The organism is Mammaliicoccus sp. F-M27 (genome assembly GCF_022387115.1).
GTDB lineage: Bacteria > Bacillota > Bacilli > Staphylococcales > Staphylococcaceae > Mammaliicoccus > Mammaliicoccus vitulinus.
Genome location: NZ_JAJNIE010000010.1, coordinates 18,668 through 43,754, shown reverse-complemented (window position 1 = coordinate 43,754; position 25,087 = coordinate 18,668). Strand labels below are relative to the sequence as shown.

Annotated in this window: 25 protein-coding genes; 19 read left to right on the top strand and 6 right to left on the bottom strand. The window is 32.6% G+C overall.

Translation table 11 applies throughout. The annotated features are described in order from the left end of the window. The first annotated feature begins 2 nt into the window (after positions 1–2). The 7 genes from LQ598_RS10240 to LQ598_RS10210 are packed head-to-tail and all read left to right on the top strand — an operon-like array spanning position 3 to position 5,882. Entirely contained in the window at positions 3–2,402 is a 2,400-nt protein-coding gene (locus LQ598_RS10240; protein WP_107557238.1) for a DUF4040 family protein, read from the top strand. Then, a complete protein-coding gene (locus LQ598_RS10235; RefSeq protein WP_016912801.1) occupies positions 2,389–2,814 on the top strand; it encodes a monovalent cation/H+ antiporter subunit B in 426 nt (141 codons plus the stop codon). Before LQ598_RS10240 ends, LQ598_RS10235 begins: the two co-directional genes overlap by 14 nt. Then, positions 2,811–3,158 (top strand): Na(+)/H(+) antiporter subunit C, encoded by a 348-nt coding sequence (locus tag LQ598_RS10230; RefSeq protein ID WP_016912802.1) that lies wholly within the window; start codon positions 2,811–2,813, stop codon positions 3,156–3,158. The genes LQ598_RS10235 and LQ598_RS10230 overlap by 4 nt, the downstream gene beginning before the upstream one ends. Beyond that, the gene (locus tag LQ598_RS10225; RefSeq protein WP_016912803.1) at positions 3,151–4,647 is read left to right on the top strand and encodes a Na+/H+ antiporter subunit D; all 1,497 of its coding nucleotides are present in this window, start codon (positions 3,151–3,153) and stop codon (positions 4,645–4,647) included. The genes LQ598_RS10230 and LQ598_RS10225 overlap by 8 nt, the downstream gene beginning before the upstream one ends. Before the next feature lie 2 nt (positions 4,648–4,649). Next, complete coding sequence (locus tag LQ598_RS10220; protein WP_016912804.1) at positions 4,650–5,132, top strand: Na+/H+ antiporter subunit E; 483 nt, start codon at positions 4,650–4,652, stop codon at positions 5,130–5,132. After that, complete coding sequence (locus tag LQ598_RS10215) at positions 5,129–5,425, top strand: Na(+)/H(+) antiporter subunit F1 (protein WP_016912805.1); 297 nt, start codon at positions 5,129–5,131, stop codon at positions 5,423–5,425. Before LQ598_RS10220 ends, LQ598_RS10215 begins: the two co-directional genes overlap by 4 nt. Continuing rightward, a complete protein-coding gene (locus LQ598_RS10210) occupies positions 5,403–5,882 on the top strand; it encodes a Na+/H+ antiporter subunit G (protein WP_107537122.1) in 480 nt (159 codons plus the stop codon). Before LQ598_RS10215 ends, LQ598_RS10210 begins: the two co-directional genes overlap by 23 nt. A gap of 539 nt (positions 5,883–6,421) precedes the next feature. Here the strand turns inward: LQ598_RS10210 and mntC are convergent. Genes mntC through LQ598_RS10195 form a run of 3 tightly spaced genes read right to left on the bottom strand, consistent with a single transcriptional unit; the run spans position 6,422 to position 8,884 of the window. Then, complete coding sequence (gene mntC / locus LQ598_RS10205) at positions 6,422–7,339, bottom strand: manganese ABC transporter substrate-binding lipoprotein MntC (protein ID WP_016912499.1); 918 nt, start codon at positions 7,337–7,339, stop codon at positions 6,422–6,424. 10 nt (positions 7,340–7,349) lie between these two features. Then, positions 7,350–8,171, bottom strand: coding sequence for a metal ABC transporter permease (locus LQ598_RS10200; RefSeq protein ID WP_026023260.1), 822 nt, complete (start codon positions 8,169–8,171; stop codon positions 7,350–7,352). Further along, positions 8,171–8,884 (bottom strand): metal ABC transporter ATP-binding protein, encoded by a 714-nt coding sequence (locus LQ598_RS10195; protein WP_107537123.1) that lies wholly within the window; start codon positions 8,882–8,884, stop codon positions 8,171–8,173. Before LQ598_RS10195 ends, LQ598_RS10200 begins: the two co-directional genes overlap by 1 nt. Positions 8,885–9,030: 146 nt before the next feature. Here LQ598_RS10195 and LQ598_RS10190 point away from each other — a divergent pair, with 146 nt between their 5' ends. Continuing rightward, a complete protein-coding gene (locus LQ598_RS10190) occupies positions 9,031–9,678 on the top strand; it encodes a metal-dependent transcriptional regulator (protein ID WP_016912496.1) in 648 nt (215 codons plus the stop codon). Between the two features lie 43 nt (positions 9,679–9,721). On the opposite strand, the gene LQ598_RS10185 is transcribed toward LQ598_RS10190, so the two are convergent. After that, positions 9,722–10,471: a M50 family metallopeptidase gene (locus LQ598_RS10185; RefSeq protein ID WP_103322638.1), complete on the bottom strand. Its 750-nt coding sequence runs from the start codon at positions 10,469–10,471 to the stop codon at positions 9,722–9,724. A gap of 81 nt (positions 10,472–10,552) precedes the next feature. Then, positions 10,553–11,926: a penicillin-binding protein PBP4 gene (gene pbp4, locus LQ598_RS10180; RefSeq protein ID WP_016912494.1), complete on the bottom strand. Its 1,374-nt coding sequence runs from the start codon at positions 11,924–11,926 to the stop codon at positions 10,553–10,555. A gap of 190 nt (positions 11,927–12,116) precedes the next feature. On the opposite strand from pbp4, the gene LQ598_RS10175 reads away from it, so the two are divergent. From LQ598_RS10175 to LQ598_RS10125, 11 genes are all read left to right on the top strand, one after another. Further along, the gene (locus LQ598_RS10175; protein ID WP_016912493.1) at positions 12,117–13,838 is read left to right on the top strand and encodes an ABC transporter ATP-binding protein; all 1,722 of its coding nucleotides are present in this window, start codon (positions 12,117–12,119) and stop codon (positions 13,836–13,838) included. A gap of 297 nt (positions 13,839–14,135) precedes the next feature. Continuing rightward, positions 14,136–15,734, top strand: coding sequence for an L-lactate permease (locus tag LQ598_RS10170; protein WP_016912492.1), 1,599 nt, complete (start codon positions 14,136–14,138; stop codon positions 15,732–15,734). A 22-nt stretch (positions 15,735–15,756) separates the two neighbouring features. Then, positions 15,757–16,710, top strand: coding sequence for an L-lactate dehydrogenase (locus LQ598_RS10165; protein ID WP_107537290.1), 954 nt, complete (start codon positions 15,757–15,759; stop codon positions 16,708–16,710). Positions 16,711–16,839: 129 nt separating this feature from the next. Further along, the gene (locus LQ598_RS10160; protein ID WP_016912490.1) at positions 16,840–17,676 is read left to right on the top strand and encodes a YitT family protein; all 837 of its coding nucleotides are present in this window, start codon (positions 16,840–16,842) and stop codon (positions 17,674–17,676) included. Positions 17,677–18,543: 867 nt separating this feature from the next. Next, the gene (locus LQ598_RS10155) at positions 18,544–19,347 is read left to right on the top strand and encodes an ABC transporter ATP-binding protein (RefSeq protein ID WP_016912512.1); all 804 of its coding nucleotides are present in this window, start codon (positions 18,544–18,546) and stop codon (positions 19,345–19,347) included. Positions 19,348–19,362: 15 nt separating this feature from the next. Beyond that, positions 19,363–20,367, top strand: coding sequence for a FecCD family ABC transporter permease (locus LQ598_RS10150; RefSeq protein WP_107537337.1), 1,005 nt, complete (start codon positions 19,363–19,365; stop codon positions 20,365–20,367). After that, positions 20,364–21,380, top strand: coding sequence for a FecCD family ABC transporter permease (locus LQ598_RS10145; protein WP_016912510.1), 1,017 nt, complete (start codon positions 20,364–20,366; stop codon positions 21,378–21,380). The genes LQ598_RS10150 and LQ598_RS10145 overlap by 4 nt, the downstream gene beginning before the upstream one ends. Before the next feature lie 157 nt (positions 21,381–21,537). Then, complete coding sequence (locus tag LQ598_RS10140; RefSeq protein ID WP_107537336.1) at positions 21,538–22,383, top strand: GNAT family N-acetyltransferase; 846 nt, start codon at positions 21,538–21,540, stop codon at positions 22,381–22,383. 83 nt (positions 22,384–22,466) lie between these two features. Next, positions 22,467–23,006, top strand: a complete 540-nt coding sequence (gene amaP / locus LQ598_RS10135; RefSeq protein ID WP_026023261.1) for an alkaline shock response membrane anchor protein AmaP — start codon at positions 22,467–22,469, stop codon at positions 23,004–23,006. Positions 23,007–23,028: 22 nt separating this feature from the next. Beyond that, a complete protein-coding gene (locus LQ598_RS10130; protein ID WP_371868286.1) occupies positions 23,029–23,256 on the top strand; it encodes a DUF2273 domain-containing protein in 228 nt (75 codons plus the stop codon). 59 nt (positions 23,257–23,315) lie between these two features. Further along, positions 23,316–23,828 (top strand): Asp23/Gls24 family envelope stress response protein, encoded by a 513-nt coding sequence (locus LQ598_RS10125; protein WP_107537478.1) that lies wholly within the window; start codon positions 23,316–23,318, stop codon positions 23,826–23,828. 46 nt (positions 23,829–23,874) lie between these two features. Here the strand turns inward: LQ598_RS10125 and LQ598_RS10120 are convergent, their stop codons facing one another. Then, positions 23,875–25,035 carry an MFS transporter gene (locus LQ598_RS10120; RefSeq protein WP_016912505.1) on the bottom strand — a complete coding sequence of 387 codons (1,161 nt, stop codon included), beginning with the start codon at positions 25,033–25,035 and terminating at the stop codon, positions 23,875–23,877. Positions 25,036–25,087: the final 52 nt, after the last annotated feature.

The window sequence follows — 25,087 nt, the reverse complement described above, 5'->3', positions numbered from 1 at the left end:
GTATGGCTTTAGTATGGCTGTTTTTCATGATTATAGTTGTAATGTCAATAGTTCTTATGACTATGAATACAAAGTTTAGTCGATTTGCAGGTTGGCTAAGTTTAATTGCTCCATTACTTAGTTCCATTTATTTTATTAGTAAAATTAAGTATATCTACAATGGTAATTCAGTTACATATTTTAAAGAATGGATACCTATTATAGATGTTAACTTAGATTTACGACTAGATGGTTTATCTTTAATTTTTGCACTTCTTATTTCATTAATAGGTGCGGGTGTCTTCCTTTACGCTATTTATTATTTATCCCATGAAAAAGACAATCTCCCAAGGTTCTATACGTATTTATTAATGTTTATGTTAGCAATGTTAGGTGTAGTACTTTCTAATAACACAATTTTATTATATACATTTTGGGAATTAACGAGTATTTCATCATTCTTACTTATTTCATATTGGTATCAGCGCGAAAAAAGTCAAGAAGGCGCTTTGAAATCATTTTTAATTACTGTTTTCGGTGGAATGGCTATGTTAGTAGGTTTAATTCTGCTATATAGTATTACGGGTACGAATACAATTACTGAACAAGTAGGTATGGTAGATAAAATTTTTGAATCGCCATGGTTTGTACTTGCAGTCATTTTAATCTTACTCGGCGCATTTACGAAATCAGCACAGTTTCCATTCCATATTTGGTTACCGGATGCTATGGAAGCACCGACACCAGTGAGTGCTTATTTGCATTCAGCGACTATGGTTAAAGCAGGTTTATATTTACTATTAAGATTTACACCAATTATTGGTCAGAGTGAATGGGTTGTATACACGGTCGTTACGATCGGGCTCATAACGTTATTGGTGGGATCATTCTTTGCAGTAAATAAGAAAGACTTAAAAGCAATGTTAGCTTATTCTACAATCAGTCAGCTCGGTATGATTATGACGATGATTGGATTAGGACTACTTGCTCTGAATAATGGTTTTAAAGCGGATAATGAAATATTTTTAGCAAGTTTATTTGCAGCGATATTCCACTTAATTAATCACGCTATTTTCAAAAGTGTACTCTTTATGGGCGTCGGAATTATTGACCATGAAACAGGCACGAGAGATGTTAACAAGCTCGGCGGATTACGAACAATTATGCCAATAACAGCAGTTGTCATGACGATAAGTGCGCTATCAATGGCTGGTATTCCTTTGTTTAATGGATTTTTAAGTAAAGAGAAATTTTTTACAAGTTTAGTTGAAACGGGACATACAGATATATTTAATCAAACAATGTCGATTGTTATGATAACAGCAGGTTTTGTAGGAAGTATTTTCACATTTGTATATTGTATGAAGCTAATCAAAGAACCATTCTTTGGGAAAATTAAACAAGAACAATTACCTAAAGTACCTCGTCACGATGGTGGTGGACTATTAATCGCACCATTTATCATTGTGTTGTTTGTTCCGGTTATATTCTTTGTGCCTAATGTGTTAGGAGAGTATTTAATTGGTCCAGCGTTGAGAGATATATTCCATGACGATCAAATTATGAATCATATACCTCATATTAAAGCGTGGCATGGTTTCACAGTAGAATTATTCTTAACGTTAGGTATTTATATTATAGGTATATTACTTGTACTCTTGCCTAAGTGGAACGTGATTTATAGTAAGATTTCTAAACAATTTGAAATTAATACACTTTATTCACAAGGTATGAGACTACTAGATCGTGTAAGTACGTTTTTGATTCAAGGTATTATGAATAATAAATTGAATCAATATTTACACATTATATACGTCATATTCTTTGTCATAATAGGATATGGTATTTATCAAGTGGGCATTTATGATATTGCTTATTATCATATTACGGAAGCTTCTACTTTTGAAATTATTATATTAATTAATATCGTTATTACTGCGACAGCATTGATGTTTATACGTGAAAGAATGACGATGACCATATTAAATGGTGTCATTGGTTATTCTATCGCAGTTGTATTTATATTTATGAAAGCACCAGATTTAGCATTAACACAACTCGTTATTGAAACAATTACAACAGTGTTGTTTTTATTAGTATTTTATCATTTGCCAAACGTACAGAAAGACAATCCAAATGTCTTAAGTGAATTCATTAAATTGGCGATTTCATTATTAATGGCTGTGTTTGTCGTAATCTTCGTGATTATGATGCAACAAGATAGTCTGTTCGATAAAATTTCTTACTATTATGCAAATGCAGATGAATTAGCAGGTGTTAAAAACATCGTAAATGGTATACTCGGTGACTTTAGAGCGCTAGATACAATGTTAGAAGGCATTGTTATATTGATTGCTGGATTAGGTATATACACACTAGTTAAATTTAAGATAAGAAAGGGTGATCCTAATGAAAGAAAATGATGTTGTATTAGAAACAATATCCAAAATAGCCATTTTTATTATTTTGACGTTTGGATTTTATATTTTTCTTGCAGGTCACGATAACCCAGGTGGCGGATTTATAGGTGGACTTGTTTTTAGTTCAGCCTTTATCTTAATGTTTTTAGCTTTTGATGTTGAAACAGTTGTTCACTCGATGCCATTAGATTTTAGAGCAGTTACAATCATTGGTTGTTTAATTTCCATTGCAACAGGCATTATACCTATGTTGTTTGGACACCCAATGTTAACTCATGAAGATGGATATATGACATTGCCATTGTTAGGTGAAATTCATTTATCAAGTGTTACACTTTTTGAGCTCGGAATACTACTCACAGTAGTAGGGGCCGTTGTAACAATCATGCTTGCGATAAGTGGTGATAACAGTTGAATTTAATACTTGTAATTATAATAGGCGTTTTGACATTTGTCGGAACATACATGATTTTATCTAAGAACTTAATTCGAATTGTTATTGGAACAGCAATTTATACACACGTAGCAAACTTAATGATTTTATCAATGAGCGAATTTGGCGGGAATAATGTTCCCCTTATAAATGGAGAAGGCAAAGATTATGTCGATCCTTTACCTCAAGCATTAATATTAACGGCAATCGTTATTGGTTTTGCTGTTACAGCATTTTTATTAGTGCTTGTTTATAGAACATTTAAGTTAACGAAAGTGAACAGAATAGAGGCGTTACGCGGTGAGGATGAAGATGTAGATGAATAATTTAATATTAATACCATTACTCGTTCCTTTAGTTACTGGATTAATACTGTTCTTCTTTAAAGAACGATTAACGTTAACAAGACGTATCGCGATAACAAGTTTAACCATTACGACTATTATAACAGCCTGGCTTTTAGTAGAAGTCAGTTTAAATAAAGCGTTAGTTATTAATTTTGGAGACTGGCAGCCACCTTTTGGTATACAGTTTGTCGGTGATGAACTGGGGCTTCTGTTCACTACTGTTTCTTGTTTTGTCGTTACGGTGATCATTTATTTTGGTTTTGGTAAACGAGAAAGAGATGCGAATAGATACTTTTTACCTTCGTTTATACTGTTTTTACTAACTGGTGTAAATGGTAGTTTTCTAACAGCAGATATATTTAATTTATATGTCATGTTTGAAATTATGCTCTTGTCTTCATTTGTGTTATTAACACTGGGACAATCGATTGAGCAATTGAGAGCGAGTATAATCTACGTTGTCATTAATGTTGTAAGCTCATGGTTCTTCTTAATGGGCGTTGCATATTTATATGGAACATTAGGTACGCTCAATTTCGGACATATTGCGATGAGGGTTAGTGACAGTAATCAGCCAACGACTGTCACTTTAGTCGCAATTATTATGATATTTGTCTTCGGTGGTAAAGCTGCGCTCGTATTGTTTATGTGGTTACCAAAAGCATATGCTGCATTAAATACAGAGTTAGCTGCATTGTTTGCGAGTCTTATGACGAAAGTTGGTGTATATGCACTAATTAGAGTTATGGTACTCATGTTCGATGAAAAGCCTGAAGTGACGCATTTCTTATTATATATAATGGCAATTATTACGATGCTAATTGGATGTATTGGTGTATTAGGATTTAAAGATATTAAGAAGATTGCAGCATACCAAGTTATTCTGTCGATAGGTTTTGCAGTACTTGGCTTAAGTGCAAATAATAGTGATGGTATATCTGGCGCTATATTTTATGTCAGCCATGATATGATTATCAAAACTTTATTATTTTTAATCATTGGTACGTTTGTATTGTTAGCTGGATCTAGATATTATGATCAATTTGGTGGTTTAATTAAATACTATCCGAGTTTAGGTGTCATATTCTTTATTACAATATTATCAATTGGTGGTGTACCGCCGTTTAGTGGATTTCCTGGGAAATTATTAATCATAAAAGGTGCATTAGAGAATGGATATACAATAGGTGTTATCGTGATGATACTCTCAAGTATAATCGCTATGTACAGCTTGCTCAGAGTATTTTTAGTCATGTATTTCGGACGAGAAGGTACGCTACAAGCAAAGAAAGTTGTATTATCTAAAAATAAATTATATGCCATGATTATATTGACGATTGCAACAGTTGTATTAGGTATAGCTTCTCAATATGTCTTAAATATTTCAGAATTGGCTGCTCATTTTAATATGAACGAACAATCATATATCAAAGAAATTATTCCAAATGTAGAAGTGGAGGCGAAGTAATAATGGCACAACTATTATTGAACATTTTAATCGCCTTCTTATGGACTTTGTTTCAAGATGAAGATAAATTTCACTTATCAACCTTCATAGGTGGGTATTTTATAGGGATATTTATTGTCTACTTAATGCATAGATTTTTTGGTCATGTTTTCTACTTAAAAAAAGTATGGATTATATTCAAGTTTATTTGTGTATACAACTATCAACTTGTAACATCAAGTATGACAACAATCAACTATATTCTTTTCAAAACGAATAAAGTAAATCCAGGTCTTGTAACGTATGAAACGTCATTAAGACAAGATTGGGCTATTACGCTGTTAACCTTATTGATTATGTTAACACCAGGTTCAGTCGTGTTAAGGTTATCGCCTGACGGTACAAGATTCTTTATACATGCTATTGATATTTCAGAACGAGAAAAACAAATTTTAACGAAGCAAATCAAGAAATATGAGAAACTAATCTGGGAGGTGCTTAAATGATGTCATTTATCATTTTAACAATTATAAAAACAGCACTTGTTATTTATGGTATTTCCATTGTTGTCGTACTTTTCAGAACGATTATTGGGCCAACTACAGCAGATAGAGTTATCGCTTTTGATGCCATTGGTGCAATATTAGTTTCAGTTGTGGGTGTGTTGAGCATTATTTATGATACATTCAGCTATTTAGAGGCAAGTCTTATAATCGCGATACTATCCTTCTTAAGTACTGTTGGTATATCGCGTTTCATAGAAGGGGGTCGTGTCTTTGAATCTAAGCGAGATCGTTAGTCTAATTGCCGCTTTATCTATCTTACTAGGATCAATTGCAGCTTTAATAAGTGCAATAGGTATTGTTAGATTTAGAGATACATTTCTAAGAAGTCACGCTGCCACTAAAAGCTCTACTTTATCAGTATTACTTACATTAACAGGTGTATTTATTTATTTCTTAGTTACGAAAGAATATTTTAGTGTACGTACTTTATTAACGATATTATTCTTATACTTAACATCACCAGTTGCAGGTCATATGATTATTAGAGCAGCGTATAATTCTGGTTCGTATATGTATATGAAAGAATTCACGAAAAAAGGAACATCTTTAAATTTCAGATATGATCGAAAAGAAACGAAAAAAGACAGAAGAAAAAGAGCAGAAAAAAGACAAATTATGAACGAAGCATTTGCTAAAAATGATAAAGAAACATTTAGTAAATATAAGCAAGTTATGAAAAAAGATGACTAAACTTTAAAATAGAATGAGTCTTGAATATCATGCCCAATTCAAAAAACATATCACGCTACTGACTTTCTCAGTAATAGCGCGATATGTTTTTTTATGTAGTTTGACGATTTTGAAAGTGCATGCTTGCCTAGGGGTATGGTTCGAGCCTGTAGTCGCGCGCGGCATACTATTCCCCCGGGCGTCAGCACTTTACAAAATCGTGAGGAATATTATAGAGATTTTTGCTATTTATCATGTGGGGCCTGACATGATAAAATCCCGGGTAAAACGCACGAAGACTCAAAAGATATCGTGCGATTCTGGTAAAATATGGATAAAACGCACGAAGACTCAAGAGATATCGTGCGATTTTGGTAAATACTGGATAAAACGCACGAAGACTCAAAAGATATCGTGCGATTCTAGTGAAATCCAGCCAAAACGCACGAAGACTCAACAGATATCATGCCCAATTCAAAAAACATATCACGCTACTGATTTTTCTCAGTAATAGCGCGATATGTTTTTTTACACGATAGTGTTGTCGTAAAGTCAATTTGTTATTTCATACTATTGTGTATTGCTTGGGCATTGTGTTCCATCATGTTGTAGTAAGAATTTCCTTTAGAATCTTTTTTACCGATTGAATCTGTAAAGACTTCTTCTTTAATTTCAAGATTTGTTTCTTCTGCTAAAGTTTGCATACTTTTCTTATCTACGCTTGTTTCGACGATTAATGATGAAAGGTTATTCTTTTTAACGAAGCTAATGGCTTGTTTCATTTGGTCTGGTGTTCCTTGTTTCTCTGTGTTGATTTCCCAAATATAACCTGGTTTTATATGATATGTTTTTGCAAAGTATTTAAATGCACCTTCACTTGTAATAAATGCACGTTTATCTTCGCTTATGTCGTTTAATGCATTTAACGTTTTGTTGTGCAATTTGTCTAGTTTATCTTTATATTTTTCTGAATTTGCCTTATATACTTTAGCATGTTCTTCATCTAAACTGCTTAAATGCTTTTCGATCGTATTCACATATTTAATGCCATTTTCAATACTTAACCAAGCGTGTGGATCAATTTTGCTTTTATCTCCATTACCACCTTTTAAGTAGATTGGTGTGACATCTTCTGTTGCTTGTATAACTTCTTTATCAGATATTTTTTTGCCGGCTTGTTCTAGCGCTTTTTCAAACCAACCATTACCACTTTCTAAGTTAAAGCCATTATATATAATCACATCGGCATCTGTAAGTGCCTTAACGTCTTTAGGTTTAATTTCGTATTCGTGTGGATCTTGTCCTATAGGTACGATGCTTGTGACTTTAGCATTTGATTTGGTAATTTCTTTAGTCATATCAGCAAGTATAGAGTTTGTTGTCACGACTTTTAAATGTTTATCATCTTTGGAAGATGTCTGATTACATGCACTTAATAATAAGATGAAAGCTATAAGCGGAAATAATAATTTTTTCATAATACGCTCCTTAAATAAATTTTAATTTAACTTTATGTATGGCAAATGTAATCATATAAACGAAACAGCAGACTAGTACGATGCAAGCACCACTAGGTAAGTTGTATAGGTAACTTATATACATGCCACAGGCCGCACATATTGCACTAATTGTACTCGCAACAATCATCATCGATTTTAATGATTTAGTTATTAAAAATGCTGTTGAGCTTGGTGTAATCAGCAATGCAACTACTAAAATAATTCCAACTGTTTGTAAGCTGGCCACGGTAACAAGTGCTAATAAAATCATGACAAAATAATGAATCAATTTAACGTTTAAACCACTCATTCTAGCAGCGATTGGATCGAAAGTTGATAAGTGTAGTGGTTTATAAAATATAATGACACAAGCAATGACGATGATACTGACGATGCTTGTTGTGTAAAAGGCATTAGAAGTTACTGCTAAAATATTCCCGAATAATATATGATACAAATCAGTTGAGGAGTTGATTTGGCTTATGATTATAATACCTAGAGAAAAGAATGCAGTAAAAATAATGCCTATCGCAGCATCATTCTTTGTCTTAGAATGTTGTGAAATATATCCTATAAGAAAACTTGTTAGCATACCTGAAACAAGTGCACCAATAAACATTGGGATATTAAATACATAACTGAGTGCGACACCTGGTAGAACAGCATGGCTCATGGCATCACCCATTAATGACAAACCTCTTAATATAATAAGGCTTCCTACAACGCCACAGACAATACCTACTATGATAGCTGTAATTAAAGCTCTACTTAAAAAATTATAGTTAATGAGTGATGAGATAAATTCGTTAATCATAATGTAACGCCTTCCTTTAAAAATACTTCTTTAATGTTTTCGTCTGATAAAGCTTCTGAAGCTGATCCAAAGAACTTGATTGATCGATTGAGGAGGAGGATTCTATCGAAATATTCTTTAGCTTTATGAATATCATGATGAACAATTAGAATCAGTTTACCTTCTGATTTTAATTGTCGTAATATTTGTATCATGATTTCTTCGCTTCTAAAGTCAATACCAACAAAGGGTTCATCAAGACATAACAAATCGCCATCTTTCATTAAAGCTTTAGCTAAGAGAACACGTTGTAATTGCCCGCCGCTTAACTGGTTTAATGTTTTGTCTTTCAAATCAGTTAACTGTAAGTCAGCCAATAGTCGATCTCTTTTTATATAAGCTTCTTTTTTAATAGGTCTAAACCAACCAGAAGTTTGATAGTAGCCAGTTATTAAACTGTCTTTAACGGTAATAGGGAAATCTAAATCAAGTTGGTTTCTTTGTGGAATGTAAGTCAATTGTGTAAGTTGCTGTTTAAGCGGTTTACCATTCCAAAAAGCTTCACCTGTTGCGTTAAATTCACCTAAAATGGATTTAATCAACGAGGATTTACCCGCACCATTTGGTCCCATAATACCTATTAACTCTCCCGAAGATTCAATTGTTAAGTTAACATCATGTAATATGTGCTGTTGACCTATAAATAAATCCATATTTTTGACCTGTAACATGTTATCACCTTTTTCTAAAAATAAGTTTAGGCTAACCTAAACTATAGTTCGATTATATTATAAAATTAGGCAAAGTCAAGAGATAGCTTGTAAAAATAAATCGTGGTACAATAAAAAATATGATAATAAAAGTGAGGTCAGATCAGATGTTGACTGAAGAACAAGAAGATTATTTAAAAGCAATTTTCGGGTTAAATGGAACAACGGATTATGTATCAAATAAAAATTTAGCTCATGATTTAGACATTAAACCGTCATCTGTAAGTGAAATGATGTTACGTTTAAAAAAGGATGATTATGTAGACATTCGTCCATATAAAGGTGTGAAATTAACACAAAAAGGTTTAAATCATACTGCAAATATTATTAAAAGGCATAGACTTATCGAAAGATTTTTAATAGAAGAATTAGAATATTCATGGGATGAAGTGCATGAAGAAGCGGAAATATTAGAGCATCGTGTATCTGATCGTTTTATTGATAAGATAGATAAATTGATGGGATATCCTGATACTTGTCCTCATGGCGGTATCATTCCGAGAGAGAATCAAATTGAAGAACGATATAACACCTCACTAAATGAATTTGAACTAGGGGACGACGTTGAAATTAAACGTGTAATGGACTACGTCAATTTACTAGACTATTTGAGCAATCAAGAATTGCATATTGGAGACATTGTTACAATCAGTAAGAAAGACAGTTTGAATCAAATTATAGAACTGAAGCTCAATAGCAAAACGATTATGATTAGTGAAACAAACGCATCTTACTTATTTGGCATAAAAAAATAACCAATAAAGAATCGGAAACAAACACGATTCTTTATTGGTTTTTTTATGTCCATAAAACATTAAACGTATACATAACAGCATAAACATTAATCACAATCCAAATAAAACTAAAGACTACTGTAGGAATTTTAGTGAGTTGTCTTAATTGACTACCATCCCATTCTTGTCGCGCTCTTGAGAACGTTAATAAGAATATCGTAATGCTAGATTGGGCAACTTCACCTAATAATGTACCTAAACTCAAATGATATATATAAGTCGTAATTTGTCCAAAGTCATGTATGTTCGGAGCTGAAATGACTTCGTATAATGCTACAGCTATAACAACTAAAATGATGCTTGGGATAAATTTCTTAGATGTAAGTATGACATAGAATAAAAACATTAAAAGAAGGATAAGTAAGAATATCGGTCCATATGTATGGTGTTTAAGCCATACGCCTAAAATAAGCATAATAGGTGGCATAATATAACCGAACAATGTCGTTATAAATTGATTTAATCTTGATTTAGAGCCTGTAATAGCATAACCTTGTCTACCGGTTTCTATACGTTCTTTTCTACGCCAGACAACCACTAAATCTTTAGGTTTACCACCAGATAGCTTATTGGCTATAACATGGCCCATCTCATGAATTAAAATAGGGAAATATCCTAAAATGATGTCTATCAAACTTAAAATAGGTTGTTGTCTTCTATGATGAACAAATACATATATTAGAGCGATGATCGTAATCATAACTAATGATAAATGAATGGGTTCTGATAAAAAGTTTGGTAAAAATTGAGTCAAAAATACGTCACCTCATATAAAATAGTTTAATACTATTCTACACTAAAGTGACGTATTTGTTGTCGGGCTTAAGCCTTAATATTATTTTTTATTTTTCTTACGTTTTAATAACCAAGTTAACAATAACAATATCCCTATAACAAGTATAATTGAAGCCGTCATAATAATCGGTCTATTATCATCGCTTGAGACTTTTTCTTTTGTTTCGTTAAATTTATGCTTGGCAGGAGATTCCACGTTGACTGTTGGTGGGCCATAGCTGTCATTTATATATGAACGATTATAATCAATATGAGCTTTACCATCTTCTAGGACAACTTTATAATCAACGCCTTTACGTACAACGTCATAAAGGTCATCTGTTACAAAATATTTTTTGCCATTAATTTCTTGTTCTCCTTTAGATAGCACTTTTTTCCATTCGTATTCTTTGAATGATTTTTCCATTAAGCTGTTACCCATCATATTTCGTTCTTTTTCACCGCCGACACTATTATAGTCTCCAGCACCGAAAAGAATTTGATTGACTCTTAAACCATCTCTTTTAGTTGAAAGACCATGGTTATAATCTGCGATATCACTCGATCCGGTTTTTAGTCCATCAGTGCCTTTTAATGACATATCAGCACCTTCTAAAGAATGATTGTACGTATAATATGTAACGTAGTGAACAGTTGGTGCTACTAATTTTGTGTACTCTAAAATATCTGGATATTGTTTTACGAGATGTTGTGTTAAGATAGCGAAATCTCGAGAAGTAGAATAATTATCTTCGTCTGTTTGATATCTCTTAGCTTTATATTCTAATAATAAGTTGTTTGATGCACCGTTAGCATTGTAGAATTTTGTATGCTTCATGCCTAATTTTTTGGCAGTTTCGTTCATGTAATCTACAAAATCAGAATCTAAATCTTTCTTTTGTTGTTTAGAAGCAGAATTTTTATTTGGATCTTTATCTTTTTCATCTATTTTTTTAGCAGAAGCTAAATTTTCGGCTTTCATAGTTTCTCTACCTAAAATCATTGCGCCAGCATTGGATGAATTTGAAACTGTAATTTGCATCAATTCAGAAATCGTGTACACATCACCAGGATATAGTTTTGTATTACTTAGTTCAGGTAATGTTGATAGACGATATTCTTCGTCTGTCATTTTAACTTTAGCATTTTTATCTAATTTACCACTGTTGATTGCTTTTTCAGTTAAATATAATGTCATCAATTTAGACATACTCGCAGGATACCATTTGGCATCTATCTTATATTCATACATAATTTGACCAGTTTCAGAACTGTAGTTGATTGCGCCTTCTGGTTCGTATATTTCTCCGAGTCCATGGCCATCTTCATTGGCAACTTCTGTCGGAGATTTTGGGTTATCAGCAGCATATGCGCTTTGAGTTACTGGAATGCTCAACATAAGTAGTGCAAATAATATTAATAGACTTTTTTTCATTAATAAGACCTCTTTATTTATTTTTAAAATTAACTACACCATTTTAACATATATTATTTAACATACGTATAATAAGAAAACAAATGAATATTAAATTTTTGTGAATTTAGTTTGCTATAATTAGTACGTATATAGCATTATGCTGTAAAATACAAATAGAATCATTATATTAATTAAAGAGGTTGTTAAAATGAAAAATGAAAATCCTCTCCTATATTTACTGAAAAAGGTAGACTGGCCGAAAAAAATGGTTTTTGCGGCAATGTTTCTTTCTATATTAGGAAGTCTTAGTGGATTGCTTGTACCACTATTTACCGGTAAATTAGTAGATACATTTAATGCGGAAAATTTAGATTTACGAATGGTATGGTTATTTATAGGAATATTTTTAGCTAATGCTGTTTTGAGCGGGATTGGTACATATTTATTAAGTAAAATTGGTGAGAAAACAATTTACTCTATTAGAGCGAAGCTTTGGAAACATTTAATCAATTTAAAGATGGGCTTTTTTGATAAGAATGAAAGTGGCCAATTGATGAGTCGTATTACAGACGATACGAACGTAATCAATTTATTCATTTCAGAAAAAGCACCGAGTGTGTTGCCTTCATTACTTACACTTATAGGATCGATTGTAATGTTGTTCATACTTGATTGGCAAATGACGCTCATGACAGTTCTTATTTTGCCAATTTTTATAGGTATTATGATTCCATTAGGAAAGAAAATGGGAAAAATATCTAAGGACACACAAACAGAAATTTCTAAATTTAGCGGGATACTAGGTAGAGTATTAACTGAAATGAAATTAGTGAAAGTCACAACGTCAGAAAAAAATGAATTAGAAAAAACAAAAGTAACATTATTAGGTATATATAACCTAGGTTTAAAAGAAGCGAAAATAAGAGCGATTATTTCACCTTTATCAGGCATCATTATGACACTGACAGTTGCGATTATATTAGGATTTGGTGGGATAAGAGTTTCAAGTGGTGCCATCACAGCAGGAACGTTAGTCGCTATGATTTTCTATGTGGTTCAATTATCAGCACCGATATTGAGCTTTTCTATGTTTATAACAGATTATAAAAAAGCAGTTGGTGCAAGTGAAAGAATTTATGAAATTTATCAAGAAGAAACAGAGAAAGAAGGAAGCGATTCAAATCGCCCAATAACAGATCATCAAGACATTACATTTAAAAACGTATCTTTTGGCTATGATGATACGACCATTATAAAAGATTTATCATTATCTATACATTCAGGAGAAGTAACAGCTTTTGTAGGTCCATCAGGCTCTGGGAAAAGTACATTATTCAGCTTAATAGAAAGATTATATCCAATAGAGCAAGGTGAGATATTGTATGGTAACGAATCTATAGAAGATATATCTTTGAAATATTGGAGACAGAAAATAGGATATGTTATGCAATCTAATGCGATGATGTCAGGAACGATTAGAGATAATCTTACATATGGTATTAATGAAGCGGTAAGCGATGAAACATTGATACATTATACAAAGATGGCACGTTGTTACGATTTCATTATGGAATTTCCACATGGGTTTGATACTGAAATAGGAGAAAGAGGTACTAAATTATCAGGTGGACAAAGGCAAAGGATTGATATAGCGAGAAGCTTCATTAAGAATCCGGATATTTTGTTATTAGATGAAGCAACAGCCAATCTAGATAGTGAAAGTGAATATTACATTCAACAAGCACTGAATGAACTTATGAAAGATAGAACGACAATCGTCATTGCACATAGGTTAGCAACTATTAAGAAAGCAAATCAAATTATCTTCTTAGACAAAGGAGAAATTACAGGTGCAGGTACACATAACGAGTTGATACAAAGCCACGATAAATATAGACACTTCGTCAACACACAAAGTTTGACGGAGTAAAATGTAGAAAATCTAAACTTTATAGAATTAAAATTAAGCATACCGTATATGGTGTGCTTTTTTATTTATTAAAGCTAAAAATTCTATCAAATCAATGTAAACGCAATCATGTAGATGGATAAAGAGATTGAAAAAATCCGGGAAACTATACTAAAATTTTACGTGAAGTTTTTCACATAATCTAAGCTAAACCTATTGACCTAGTGAATTGATGGTGTTATATTTACATTGTGAAATAAATCACAAATACAAAAGATGTGCATCTTAAAAAATAAAAAAAGAAAGAAGTTGTTCATTGTGTTATTAAATAATATTAATCCATTAGACAATGTTACTTTATCTGCAATTGTTGCTAGTATACCGATTATATTATTTCTATTATGTTTAACAGTTTTTAAAATGAAAGGTATTTATGCATCCATCACGACACTGATAGTCACATTATTTATTGGATTTTTTGTATTTGAATTACCGCATACTGTAGCGATTGGTGCTGTTACGGAAGGCTTTTTCCAAGGTGTGCTACCAATTGGCTATATTATTGTAATGGCTGTATGGCTATACAAAGTTTCTAATGGTACTGGCCAGTTCGACATTATTCAAGATAGTATTTCAGGAATATCTCAAGATCAACGCATTCAGTTGCTATTAATTGGTTTTAGTTTTAATGCATTTTTAGAAGGTGTTGCTGGTTTTGGTGTTCCAATTGCAATATGTAGTGTACTTTTAATTCAAATTGGGTTTAAACCGTTACAAGCAGCGATGTTATGTTTAATCGCAAATGGTGCTGCTGGTGCTTTTGGTGCAATTGGTATACCGGTTGGAATTGTTGATAGTTTAGCATTACACGGTAATATTACTGCATTAGAAGTTTCTCAAATATCTATACTTACACTTCCGATTTTGAATTTCTTTATTCCATTTTTATTGATTATGATTTTAGATGGCTTAAAAGGTGTTAAAGAAATTTTACCGATGATTTTAGTTGTAAGTACAACTTATACAGGCTTGCAGTTAATCATGACTTATTTCCACGGTCCAGAACTCGCTGATATTATTCCGCCATTATTATCAATGGTGGCATTAGCAATATTTTCAAAATATTATCAGCCTAAAAAAATATACAGAGTTACAAATCAAGAAGTTATCCAACCGAAAAAGCATTCTATTAAATCTATTTTATATGCATGGAGCCCATTCTACATTTTAACTATTTTCGTAATGATATGGAGTGCACCATTCTTTAAAGGATTATTTGCGGAAGGTGGTTTACTATCATCATTAGTTTGGAATATTAGTATTCCTGGTACAATGAATGAAATTACAAACAAATTAATTACATTAAAAATAGATGTTTTTAGCGCAACAGGCACAGCGATTTTATTATCTGTCATCATTACAATTTTATTATCTAAACACTTTAAATTTAGTGATGCTTCAAAATTATTAGGATTAACAATTAAAGAATTATGGCTACCGATTTTAACTATTTGTTTTATATTAGCGATTGCTAAAATTATGACTTACGGTGGTTTAACAGGCGCTATGGGTCAAGGCATTGCAAAAGCAGGCCATATATTCCCATTACTTTCTCCAGTATTAGGATGGATTGGCGTATTTATGACAGGATCTGTTGTAAATAACAATACATTGTTTGCGCCAATCCAAGCTACTGTAGCGAGTCAAATAGGCACAAGTGGTCCGTTGCTTGTTGCAGCAAACACTGCAGGTGGCGTAGCAGCAAAACTCATTTCACCTCAATCAATAGCTATCGCAACAGCTGCAGTAGGAGAAGTTGGTAAAGAGTCTGAATTACTTAAAATGACTTTGAAATATAGTATTGGATTTTTAATTTTCATCTGTGTGTGGACATTCATATTAACAATCATTCTATAAATATAAAAAGGGAGAGATTATAATGAAACAATTTAAAGGTAAAAAAGTTGTATTAGTAGGTAACGGTGCAGTTGGCTCAAGTTATGCATTCTCAATGATCAATCAAGGCATTTGTGATGAGTTTGTCATCATAGATTTAGATAAAAAGAAAGTAAATGGAGATGTTATGGATTTAAATCATGGAACAGTTTATGGCCCATCTCCAATAAAAGTTAAAGCAGGGGAATATAAAGATTGTAATGATGCTGACTTAGTAGTAATTTGTGCGGGTGCTGCGCAAAAGCCTGGTGAAACAAGATTAGATTTAGTCGCGAAAAATATGAAAATATTTAAATCTATTGTTGATGAAATTATGCGTTCAGGATTTGATGGTATATTCTTAATCGCTACAAATCCAGTAGACGTACTAACTTATGCAACTATGAAATTTTCAGGATTACCTAAAGAACGTGTTATCGGTTCAGGTACAATTCTTGATACTGCAAGATTTAGATATTTGTTAAGTGAAGAATTTGATGTAGCACCACAAAGTATACATGCTAATATTATTGGCGAACACGGTGACTCTGAGTTACCAGTATGGTCACATGCAAATATCGCTGGTAAACCATTAAGAAGTATAATAGAGCAAGATGACTCTCGTAAACATAGAGTCGAAGAAATATTTGTTCAAACAAGAGATGCAGCTTATGAAATTATTGAAGCAAAAGGCGCAACGTATTATGGTGTAGCAATGGGCTTAATGCGAATCACGAAAGCAATCCTAAACAACCAAGATGTCGTGCTCACTGTATCAGCATATTTAGAAGGTGAGTATGGACACGAAGGTGTTTACATCGGTGTTCCAGCATTAATTAATAGATCAGGCATTAAAGAAGTCATAGAAATACCATTAGATGAAGAAGAAACTTCATTGTTTAATCACTCAGTTAAAGTGCTGAAAGATATACAAGACCCATTTGAAAAAGATTTTTAAATGTAATATAAGAAAGTGGTAGCTAACGAACTGGCTACCACTTTTTTAATTGAAATTGGTATGTTGAGGCGATTTGATGATTGTGGTAGTATCTATATGTCTGCTGAAAAATAAAAAGGAGGTAAGGTCATGAAAAATAGATTATTACGAGATATGATATTAATACTAGTAGGATCTTTCTTATTTGCTACTGGCGTAAACGCCTTTATTATATCAGCTAATTTAGGTGAAGGTGGCGTAACTGGGGTTTCTTTGATTCTACTTTATGCATTTGATATATCACCTGCATGGTCAACGTTTATACTAAACGCTATTTTAATCGCGGCGGGGTACAAGTTCTTAAGTAAGAGAAGCACGATTTATACAATAATAGCGGTTATCGCAATATCGGTATTTTTAGGTCTGACTGGTTCATGGGTTGTGCATACAAATGAAATATTAATCAATACAATCTTCGGCGGATTTATGGTCGGTTTAGGTATTGGTCTCATTGTATTATCTGGTGGGACAACTGCTGGAACGACGATTCTGGCGAGAATAGCTCATAAATATTTAGATGTTAATACATCATATGCTCTTCTATTCTTTGACCTTATCGTAGTGATGTTTTCACTAACTGTAATGCCTTTAGAAAAAGCATTGCTTACTGTGATTTCATTATATGTTGGTACTAAAGTTATGGACTTTGTCATTGAAGGTTTAAATCCTAAAAAAGCCGTAACAATTATATCCCAAAACCCTGATCAAATTGCTAAAATGATTGATGAGCAAATTGGAAGAGGATGTACGATTTTAAATGGTAGAGGATATTATTCGAAAAAAGATACAGATGTACTATATGTAGTCATCGCTAAAACACAACTATCAAGAACGAAACGTATGATTAGAAAATTTGATGAAAATGCATTTGTGGTCGTGCATGATGTGAGAGATGTACTCGGAAATGGATTCCTAGTAGATGATTAATATAAATTCAAAATAAAAGATCTCTTCATTAGTTGAGCCTAGTGAAGAGATCTTTTTATATTTTAAAATCTTATGATTTTGAAAGTGCATGCTTGCCTGGGGGTATGGTTCGAGCCTGTAGTCTCTCACGCATACTATTTCCCCGGGCGTCAGCACTTTACAAAATCGTGGAGAATAATCATTTCTATAATATTTTTTCGTTTTTTCTTTTAAGTACATGCTGTATGTTGCAAGACTCACCAAACAAGTGTTAATGTCATTATAAAAATGTACATTATTGATTGTTTATATGTGTACATTTTTATATTATCATTTCCATTAATCCAAGACATAGCCTAAGTCGTGAGTTAAGTCTGACGTTAATCCAAGACATCGCCCAAGTCGTGAGTTAAGTCCGAAGTTAATCCAAGACATAGCCTAAGTCGTGAGTTAAGTCTGACGTTAATCCAAGACATTTTTGTACATTCTTAAACAATCAAAAGTGTACATTATTAAATGGTCATTTCCAATTTATAAAATGATTTGCTAATATTCGGCATTTTTTAGCGCTGACTCCTGCGGGAACAGCATGATTCGAAGACTACAGGCTGAGAACATGCCCGCGGAAAGCATGCGCTTAAAAAATGCCGCCAAACTCTAAGACTTTGTCGATACTCTGAAACAAGCTAAGAAAGGGAGATTCTTAGCTTGTTTTTATTTGCGTTAAAAATGTATATAAGGTGAAATTATTCTGTAAATGATAGAAAAAGACCCTATAAAATGATATAATACATAAATATGGATGATGATAATCATTATCATTTACAAAATTATACAATTAAGCAAACATAATAAATAGATTCAATTTTAATAGAAAGAGGGTTCTTTATGAATCGTTTAACGGGAGAAGCCATTTCAATAGGGTATGGTGAAAAATTAATAGTTAATGATTTAAACTTAGAAATACCAGATGGTAAAGTAACTTCTATAATTGGTCCAAATGGTTGTGGTAAATCAACTTTACTAAAAGCATTAAGCCGTATTTTAAATGTACAAACTGGAGAAGTTTTACTGGATGGAAAGAACTTACATTCAACCTCAACTAAAGAAATTGCCAAAAAAATTGCGATATTACCTCAGTCTCCTGATGTTGCAGATGGTTTGACTGTTGGTGAACTTGTTTCTTATGGCCGATTTCCTCATCAAAAAGGTTTTGGTAGATTAACTAAACAAGATAAAGAGGAAATAGAATGGGCTTTAAATGTTACAGGAACAAATGATTTCAAATATAGAGCAATAAATGATTTAAGTGGTGGGCAAAGACAACGTGTATGGATTGCAATGGCCCTTGCTCAAAAAACAGACATTATTTTCTTAGATGAACCAACAACTTATTTAGATATATCTCACCAGTTAGAAATATTAGAACTTGTCCAAGAGCTCAATAGAGAACAAGGTTGCACGATTATTATGGTATTACATGATATTAACCAAGCTATACGCTTTTCAGATCATTTAATAGCTATGAAAGCTGGAGAAATCGTTGCTCAAGGCAATACTGAAGAAGTGTTAACAAATGAAATTTTAGAAGAAGTGTTTAATATTGATGCAGAACTTTCCACAGATCCTAGAACTGGCAAGCCTATGCTTGTGACTTATAATTTACTATGTAAACATTATACAAAGTTATAAAAGGATGGCAGCGTAATGAATCAAACTAAAACAGTAAAAGAAAATCGCTATCCTATTATTTTAACAGTTACAATTATTTTACTTGTAGCTGTTTTACTTCTGTCATTTTTATTTGGAGCGAAAACGACTTCAATCCAAATGGTCTATGATGCTATTTTCAACTATAATCCTCAAATAGAGGAACATAATATATTAAGAGAAATAAGAATTCCGAGAGAAATTGGCGCAGTTATTGTAGGTATGGCTCTTGCTGTATCTGGCGCTGTTATGCAAGGTGTGACACGAAATGGTTTAGCTGATCCTGGATTGTTAGGATTGAATGCAGGCGCGAGTATGATGCTTGCACTGACATTAGCAGTAATACCAAGTGCGGGGTATTTCACACTAATGCTTGCTGGGTTTGTTGGGGCAGGCATTGGTGGCATACTCGTTATGAGTGTTGGTTCTTCTAAACGCGGAGGATTTAGTCCTATGAGACTTGTACTTGCCGGTGCAGCTGTTTCAGCACTATTGACTGCTGCAAGTGAAGGAATTGCGTTAATATTTAGATTGAATCAAACTTTAACATTCTGGAGTGTTGGTGGCGTAAGTGGTACAACTTGGAAACAACTTATGATATCAACGCCAATCGTTATCGTTATTTTAATCGTACTTATCATTATGAGTAGACAACTTACGATTCTGAGCTTAGGTGATACATTATCTAAAGGACTAGGCCAAAACAGTACAGTCGTTAGATATACGAGTTTAGTTGCTACAATGTTCTTAGCAGGTATTGCCGTGTCGATTGTCGGACAAATCGCGTTTGTAGGTTTGATGGTTCCTCATATCGTTAGATTCATGGTAGGTACAGATTATAAACGTGTGATACCTTTATCTGCTTTGTTAGGCGGATTTATCCTTCTATTTGCAGATATGATAGCGCGAATGTTAGGAGAAGCACCAATTGGAGCCGTTATTTCAATTATTGGTGTACCGTTCTTCCTTTATCTTGTGAGAAGGGACGGTAAAATATTATGATACATCCTAAAATTATTAGAAAACAACGTATTACGTTTATCATATTAGTAGTCGTATTGATTGCTTCAATGGGATTTGCCATGACAACCGGTGAATTCAACATGACATTTGTCCAATTTTTCAAAACGATATTTGGTCAAGGTAACGAACTTGATACAATGATATTGTTTGAATTCAGGATGCCGAGAATGATTATTACAATATTGGCAGGAGCAAGTTTGGCATTGAGTGGTGCAATACTTCAAAGTATCACGAAGAATCCATTAGCTGAACCTGGCATATTAGGTATTAATGCGGGAAGCGGCTTTATGATTACATTGTTCCTAGTTGTCGGAACGATTAAAGCAGGAGACTTTGTATATGTATTACCACTTGTGAGTATGCTAGGTGGGTTAGCTACAGCAATGGTTATTTTTGCCTTTAGCCATAAAAAAGGTGAAGGCATTAACCCAGTTAGAATGGTCCTTATCGGCGTAGGATTATCAACAGCATTAAGTGGTGCATCTATTACCATTATGTCTACATTTGACCAAGATCAAATGGAATTTGTAGCAAGATGGTTTGCAGGTAATATATGGGGAGACGAATGGCCGTTCGTGTTTGCATTTGTTCCATGGTTAGCCATCGTTATGCCATTCCTATTCTATAAAGCAAATGTACTAAACGTATTAAGTACAAACGAACAAGTTTCAGTAGCGTTCGGTATAAATAATAATAGAGAAAGAATCCTTCTCGTATTTTTAGCTGTCGTGTTATCATCAGCAGCTGTGTCAGTAGCAGGAGGAGTTGGTTTCGTAGGTTTAATGGGGCCACATATTGCAAGAAGTATAGTAGGGCCGAGACATCAACTATACTTGCCAATCGCAGTATTAAACGGTGCTATATTGTTAGTAGTAGCAGATACAATTGGTAAAATTGTATTAGAACCAAACGGCTTACCAGCAGGAATCATTGTTGCAATAGTCGGAGCACCATATTTCTTATACTTAATGCAAAAATCAACGCATATATAAATAAAAGCTGAAATCGTCATTTGATGATTTCAGCTTTTTCTTTAATTAATAATGTTTTTAGTAATTAAAAAGTAATTTAATATTGATTTAATACAATTACATAGTGTATATTTACGATATTGTTGCATAAATATAATGAGAGAATGGGTGATTAATAATGGAATGGAAATCATATGAAAATTTAAATATACCGAATGAAGTCACTGATTCACTTAAGAAACAGCAAGGTAAATACAATTTAGTGGAACGTCTTATATATTTTATTAATGAAGGAAAGTATGATGATTATTCAGTATCAGTTCTATATAGTGATGAAAAGGTTGTTGCACTTCTCGTCCATACGCCACCATACCCTATACAAATTGTACGGTTAACAATAAATGATGATATAACTTCTTTAGTAGTAAAAGAATTAATTCATAAATATCATATACAATTTGGCATTGCTGGTGATAAGACTTCAACTATACATATCGCAAATAATATTTATAATACTTGGCAAGAAAAAAGTAGAGAAGGTGTATATGTTTGTCATGAAGTGAATAAAGATTTTCAAACTGTACAAGGTGAAACGAAAGTTTTATCTCATGAAGACTATGACTTAATAAAAGAATGGTATAGAAAAAGTATGATTGATATGAACTTAGAAGATGAACTAAAACATATGACAGATGAACAAGAAGAAAAATTGATTCAACAATGGATTGAGGATGAAGCGGGTCAATTTTTTATAAAAGATGGAGTGCCTGTATCTTTTGTGAAATATGCTAAAGTAGGTCGCTATTTTGCACATGTAGGCATGGTTTATACACCTCGAAAGTATAGAAAAAATGGATATGCTGGTCGAAATGTTGCGTTAATAACGCAAAGATTATTAAATGATTTTGAGTATACTACATTATATACAGATTTAAATAATCCAACTTCTAATAAGATTTATAAGGAAATTGGATATAATCAACTTGCCGAGTTTATTAAAATTTTACCAAAAAGTATAAATTAAATATAAAATTTTTGTTTTTAAAATCATTTTAGGGGTATAACTATGAGTAGTAATAGAACTTTACATAGGAGGTGCAGTTGCCAGTGAGAAGATTAAAGAATTTTTTCCTAGGCTTATTCATAATAGTAGTTGTAGGCACGCTTCTTTTTATGTATTTAGATATTAGCCAAATTAAGAGCTATCAACAACAATTATTAAAATATAGTTGGTTTGAACCTACGTTGATTGCTTGTGCGGGCGTACTAATATTCTTTGGTTTATTAATGTTCTTTGCAACATTTAAACCGACACATAAAAAACCAGGCTTACATCGTGACTATGAGGATGGTCACATTTATATAACTAGAAATTCTGTTGAAAAATGTGTTTATCGAACAATTCAAAAATACGATGAAGTTCGTCAACCAAATGTTATTGCTAAATTGTACAATAAGAAAAAGAATTCTTATGCAACAATTAAAGCTGATTTCTTTGTTGTTTCAGAGACAAGTGGTGTTCAAACTTTAACTGATCGTATCAAATCGGATATTAAAGAAAATGTCGAACATTTCTCTGAAATACCTGTAAAAAATATTGAGATTAATGTTAGAGATCAAAAAACAAGTGATACAAGAGTATTATAAGACTTAAGGATAGGAGGTTCCGATTATGCCAAACGAAAATCAAGATCCGAATCAATTCATTAATTTTATTAAAGAATATAAATGGAGAATTGTTGGTTTTATAGCGATGTTAATTTTAGCAGTTTTATTTTTAACAATTGGTTTTTGGAAAACGATTTTAATTCTTGTCCTATGTTTAATAGGTGTGGGGCTGGGGTATATTAAAGACTGTACTCAGCAGTTTTTGAATTTCCTGAACAGAATTAGTTAGACTGCTAATCATATAAATAAAAATTAAAACAAATTATAAACTAAGGGAGAGAATTTATTATGGCAAACGTAGACAACAACAAAGTGAAAAGTAATTACAATGAACAAACTGGTGTAAATGAACAAGAGCGTGAAGCTCAACAACAACAAGCTCAAGCTCAAGAACCACAATTTTCAAATACATTATCTTTCTCAGATGAAGTAATAGAAAAAATTGCTGGAATTGCTGCTCGAGAAGTTAGAGGTATTTTAGATATGAAAGGCGGCTTTGCTTCAAACTTAACTGGCCGTTTCACATCTGGAAATAGCGTGACTCAAGGTGTAACTGTTGAAGTTGGAGAAAAACAAGCAGCTGTAGATTTAAAAGTTATTTTAGAATATGGTGAGTCAGCTCCTAAAATCTTCAAAAAAGTTTCAGACTTAGTAAAAGAACAAGTTAAACATATGACTGGACTTGAAGTTGTTGAAGTTAATATGCATGTTGATGATGTTATGAGCAAGAAAGAATACGAACAAAAAAATGCTTCATCAAATGAAGAAGAACAATCACAAAGTGGTAAAGAATTACGATAATATTAAATGCAAAAAGCGACCGAAATTAATTTTTCGGTCGCTTTTTTTATGCTGCTTGTTGAGTTTTAGGTTGTTTTTTTAAAGTTAAGCATATTAAAAATGCGACAAAGCTTAATGCAGCTGCTACATATAAACTTGAAACGACATTAAAGTAAGAAACGAAAATGCCTCCTAATAGTGAACCTGCGCCTATACCTGCATTTAAGCTGGACATGTTCCAACTCATTGCTGCACTAGTATCTCCTTCAATTTGAGAGATAATACCAATTTGAATAGGTGGATTCGATCCCCATTGAACGATGTTCCATGCGAATACACCTATTAACGTAATGAATAATATAGGTAAGAATGATTCAAATATTACCATTAATACTGTATAAGTACTTAATGATATTAATAACCATTTTTTACTTCCTAATGTGTCTGTTATATATCCACCGAGTGATGTACCAATTATTGCCCCGATACCTGCAACGAGTAATACGATTGATACAATATTTAAATCATAACCATAAATAGATAACAATGGACTGATATAAGTGACAACAACATAATTAGCTGCAAGGATAAGGAATGTAATACTTAAATATTTTATAATTTCAAGTTTATCAATGATTTTATATCCTTGGTTTTGTTGTGATGATTCAACAGTATCTATTTTATTGCTTGCTACATTAAATGTGATCATAATAAGTGCAACAACACCTACAAGAGATATAAAGATAAATGACATTCTCCATCCTACTAGGTCACCAATTTTTGTACCTAGTGGCACGCCTAATACATTGGCCGCACTGAAACCAGTGTAAACGAGGCCTATCATTTTACCGCGTTCACTTGGGCTAGAATATACGACTGTTAACGATAATATTTTAACAACAATTATGGCTGCTGCTGCTGAAGATAATATTCTACCTATAACTAATATAGTGAAATTAGGTGAAAAAGCAATTATGCAATTTCCTATTATGAATATAGCCATGCTTATTAATAAAACAGTCTTTGGAGATACGTTCTTAGTTATTTTAACAAGTATTGGACCGCTAATTGCGAACGTTAATGCATAAACTGTTACGAGTTGGCCAACTATTGCTTCAGATACATTTAAATCTTTACTCATTAAAGTAAGGATACCTGCAATCATCAATTCAACCATTCCTACAACAAATACACTTAACATAAATGTGATTAATCGTGCTTTCGACATCGTATTACTCCTTCTTTTTGACATATAAACATGATTATAACAGTGTGATTTA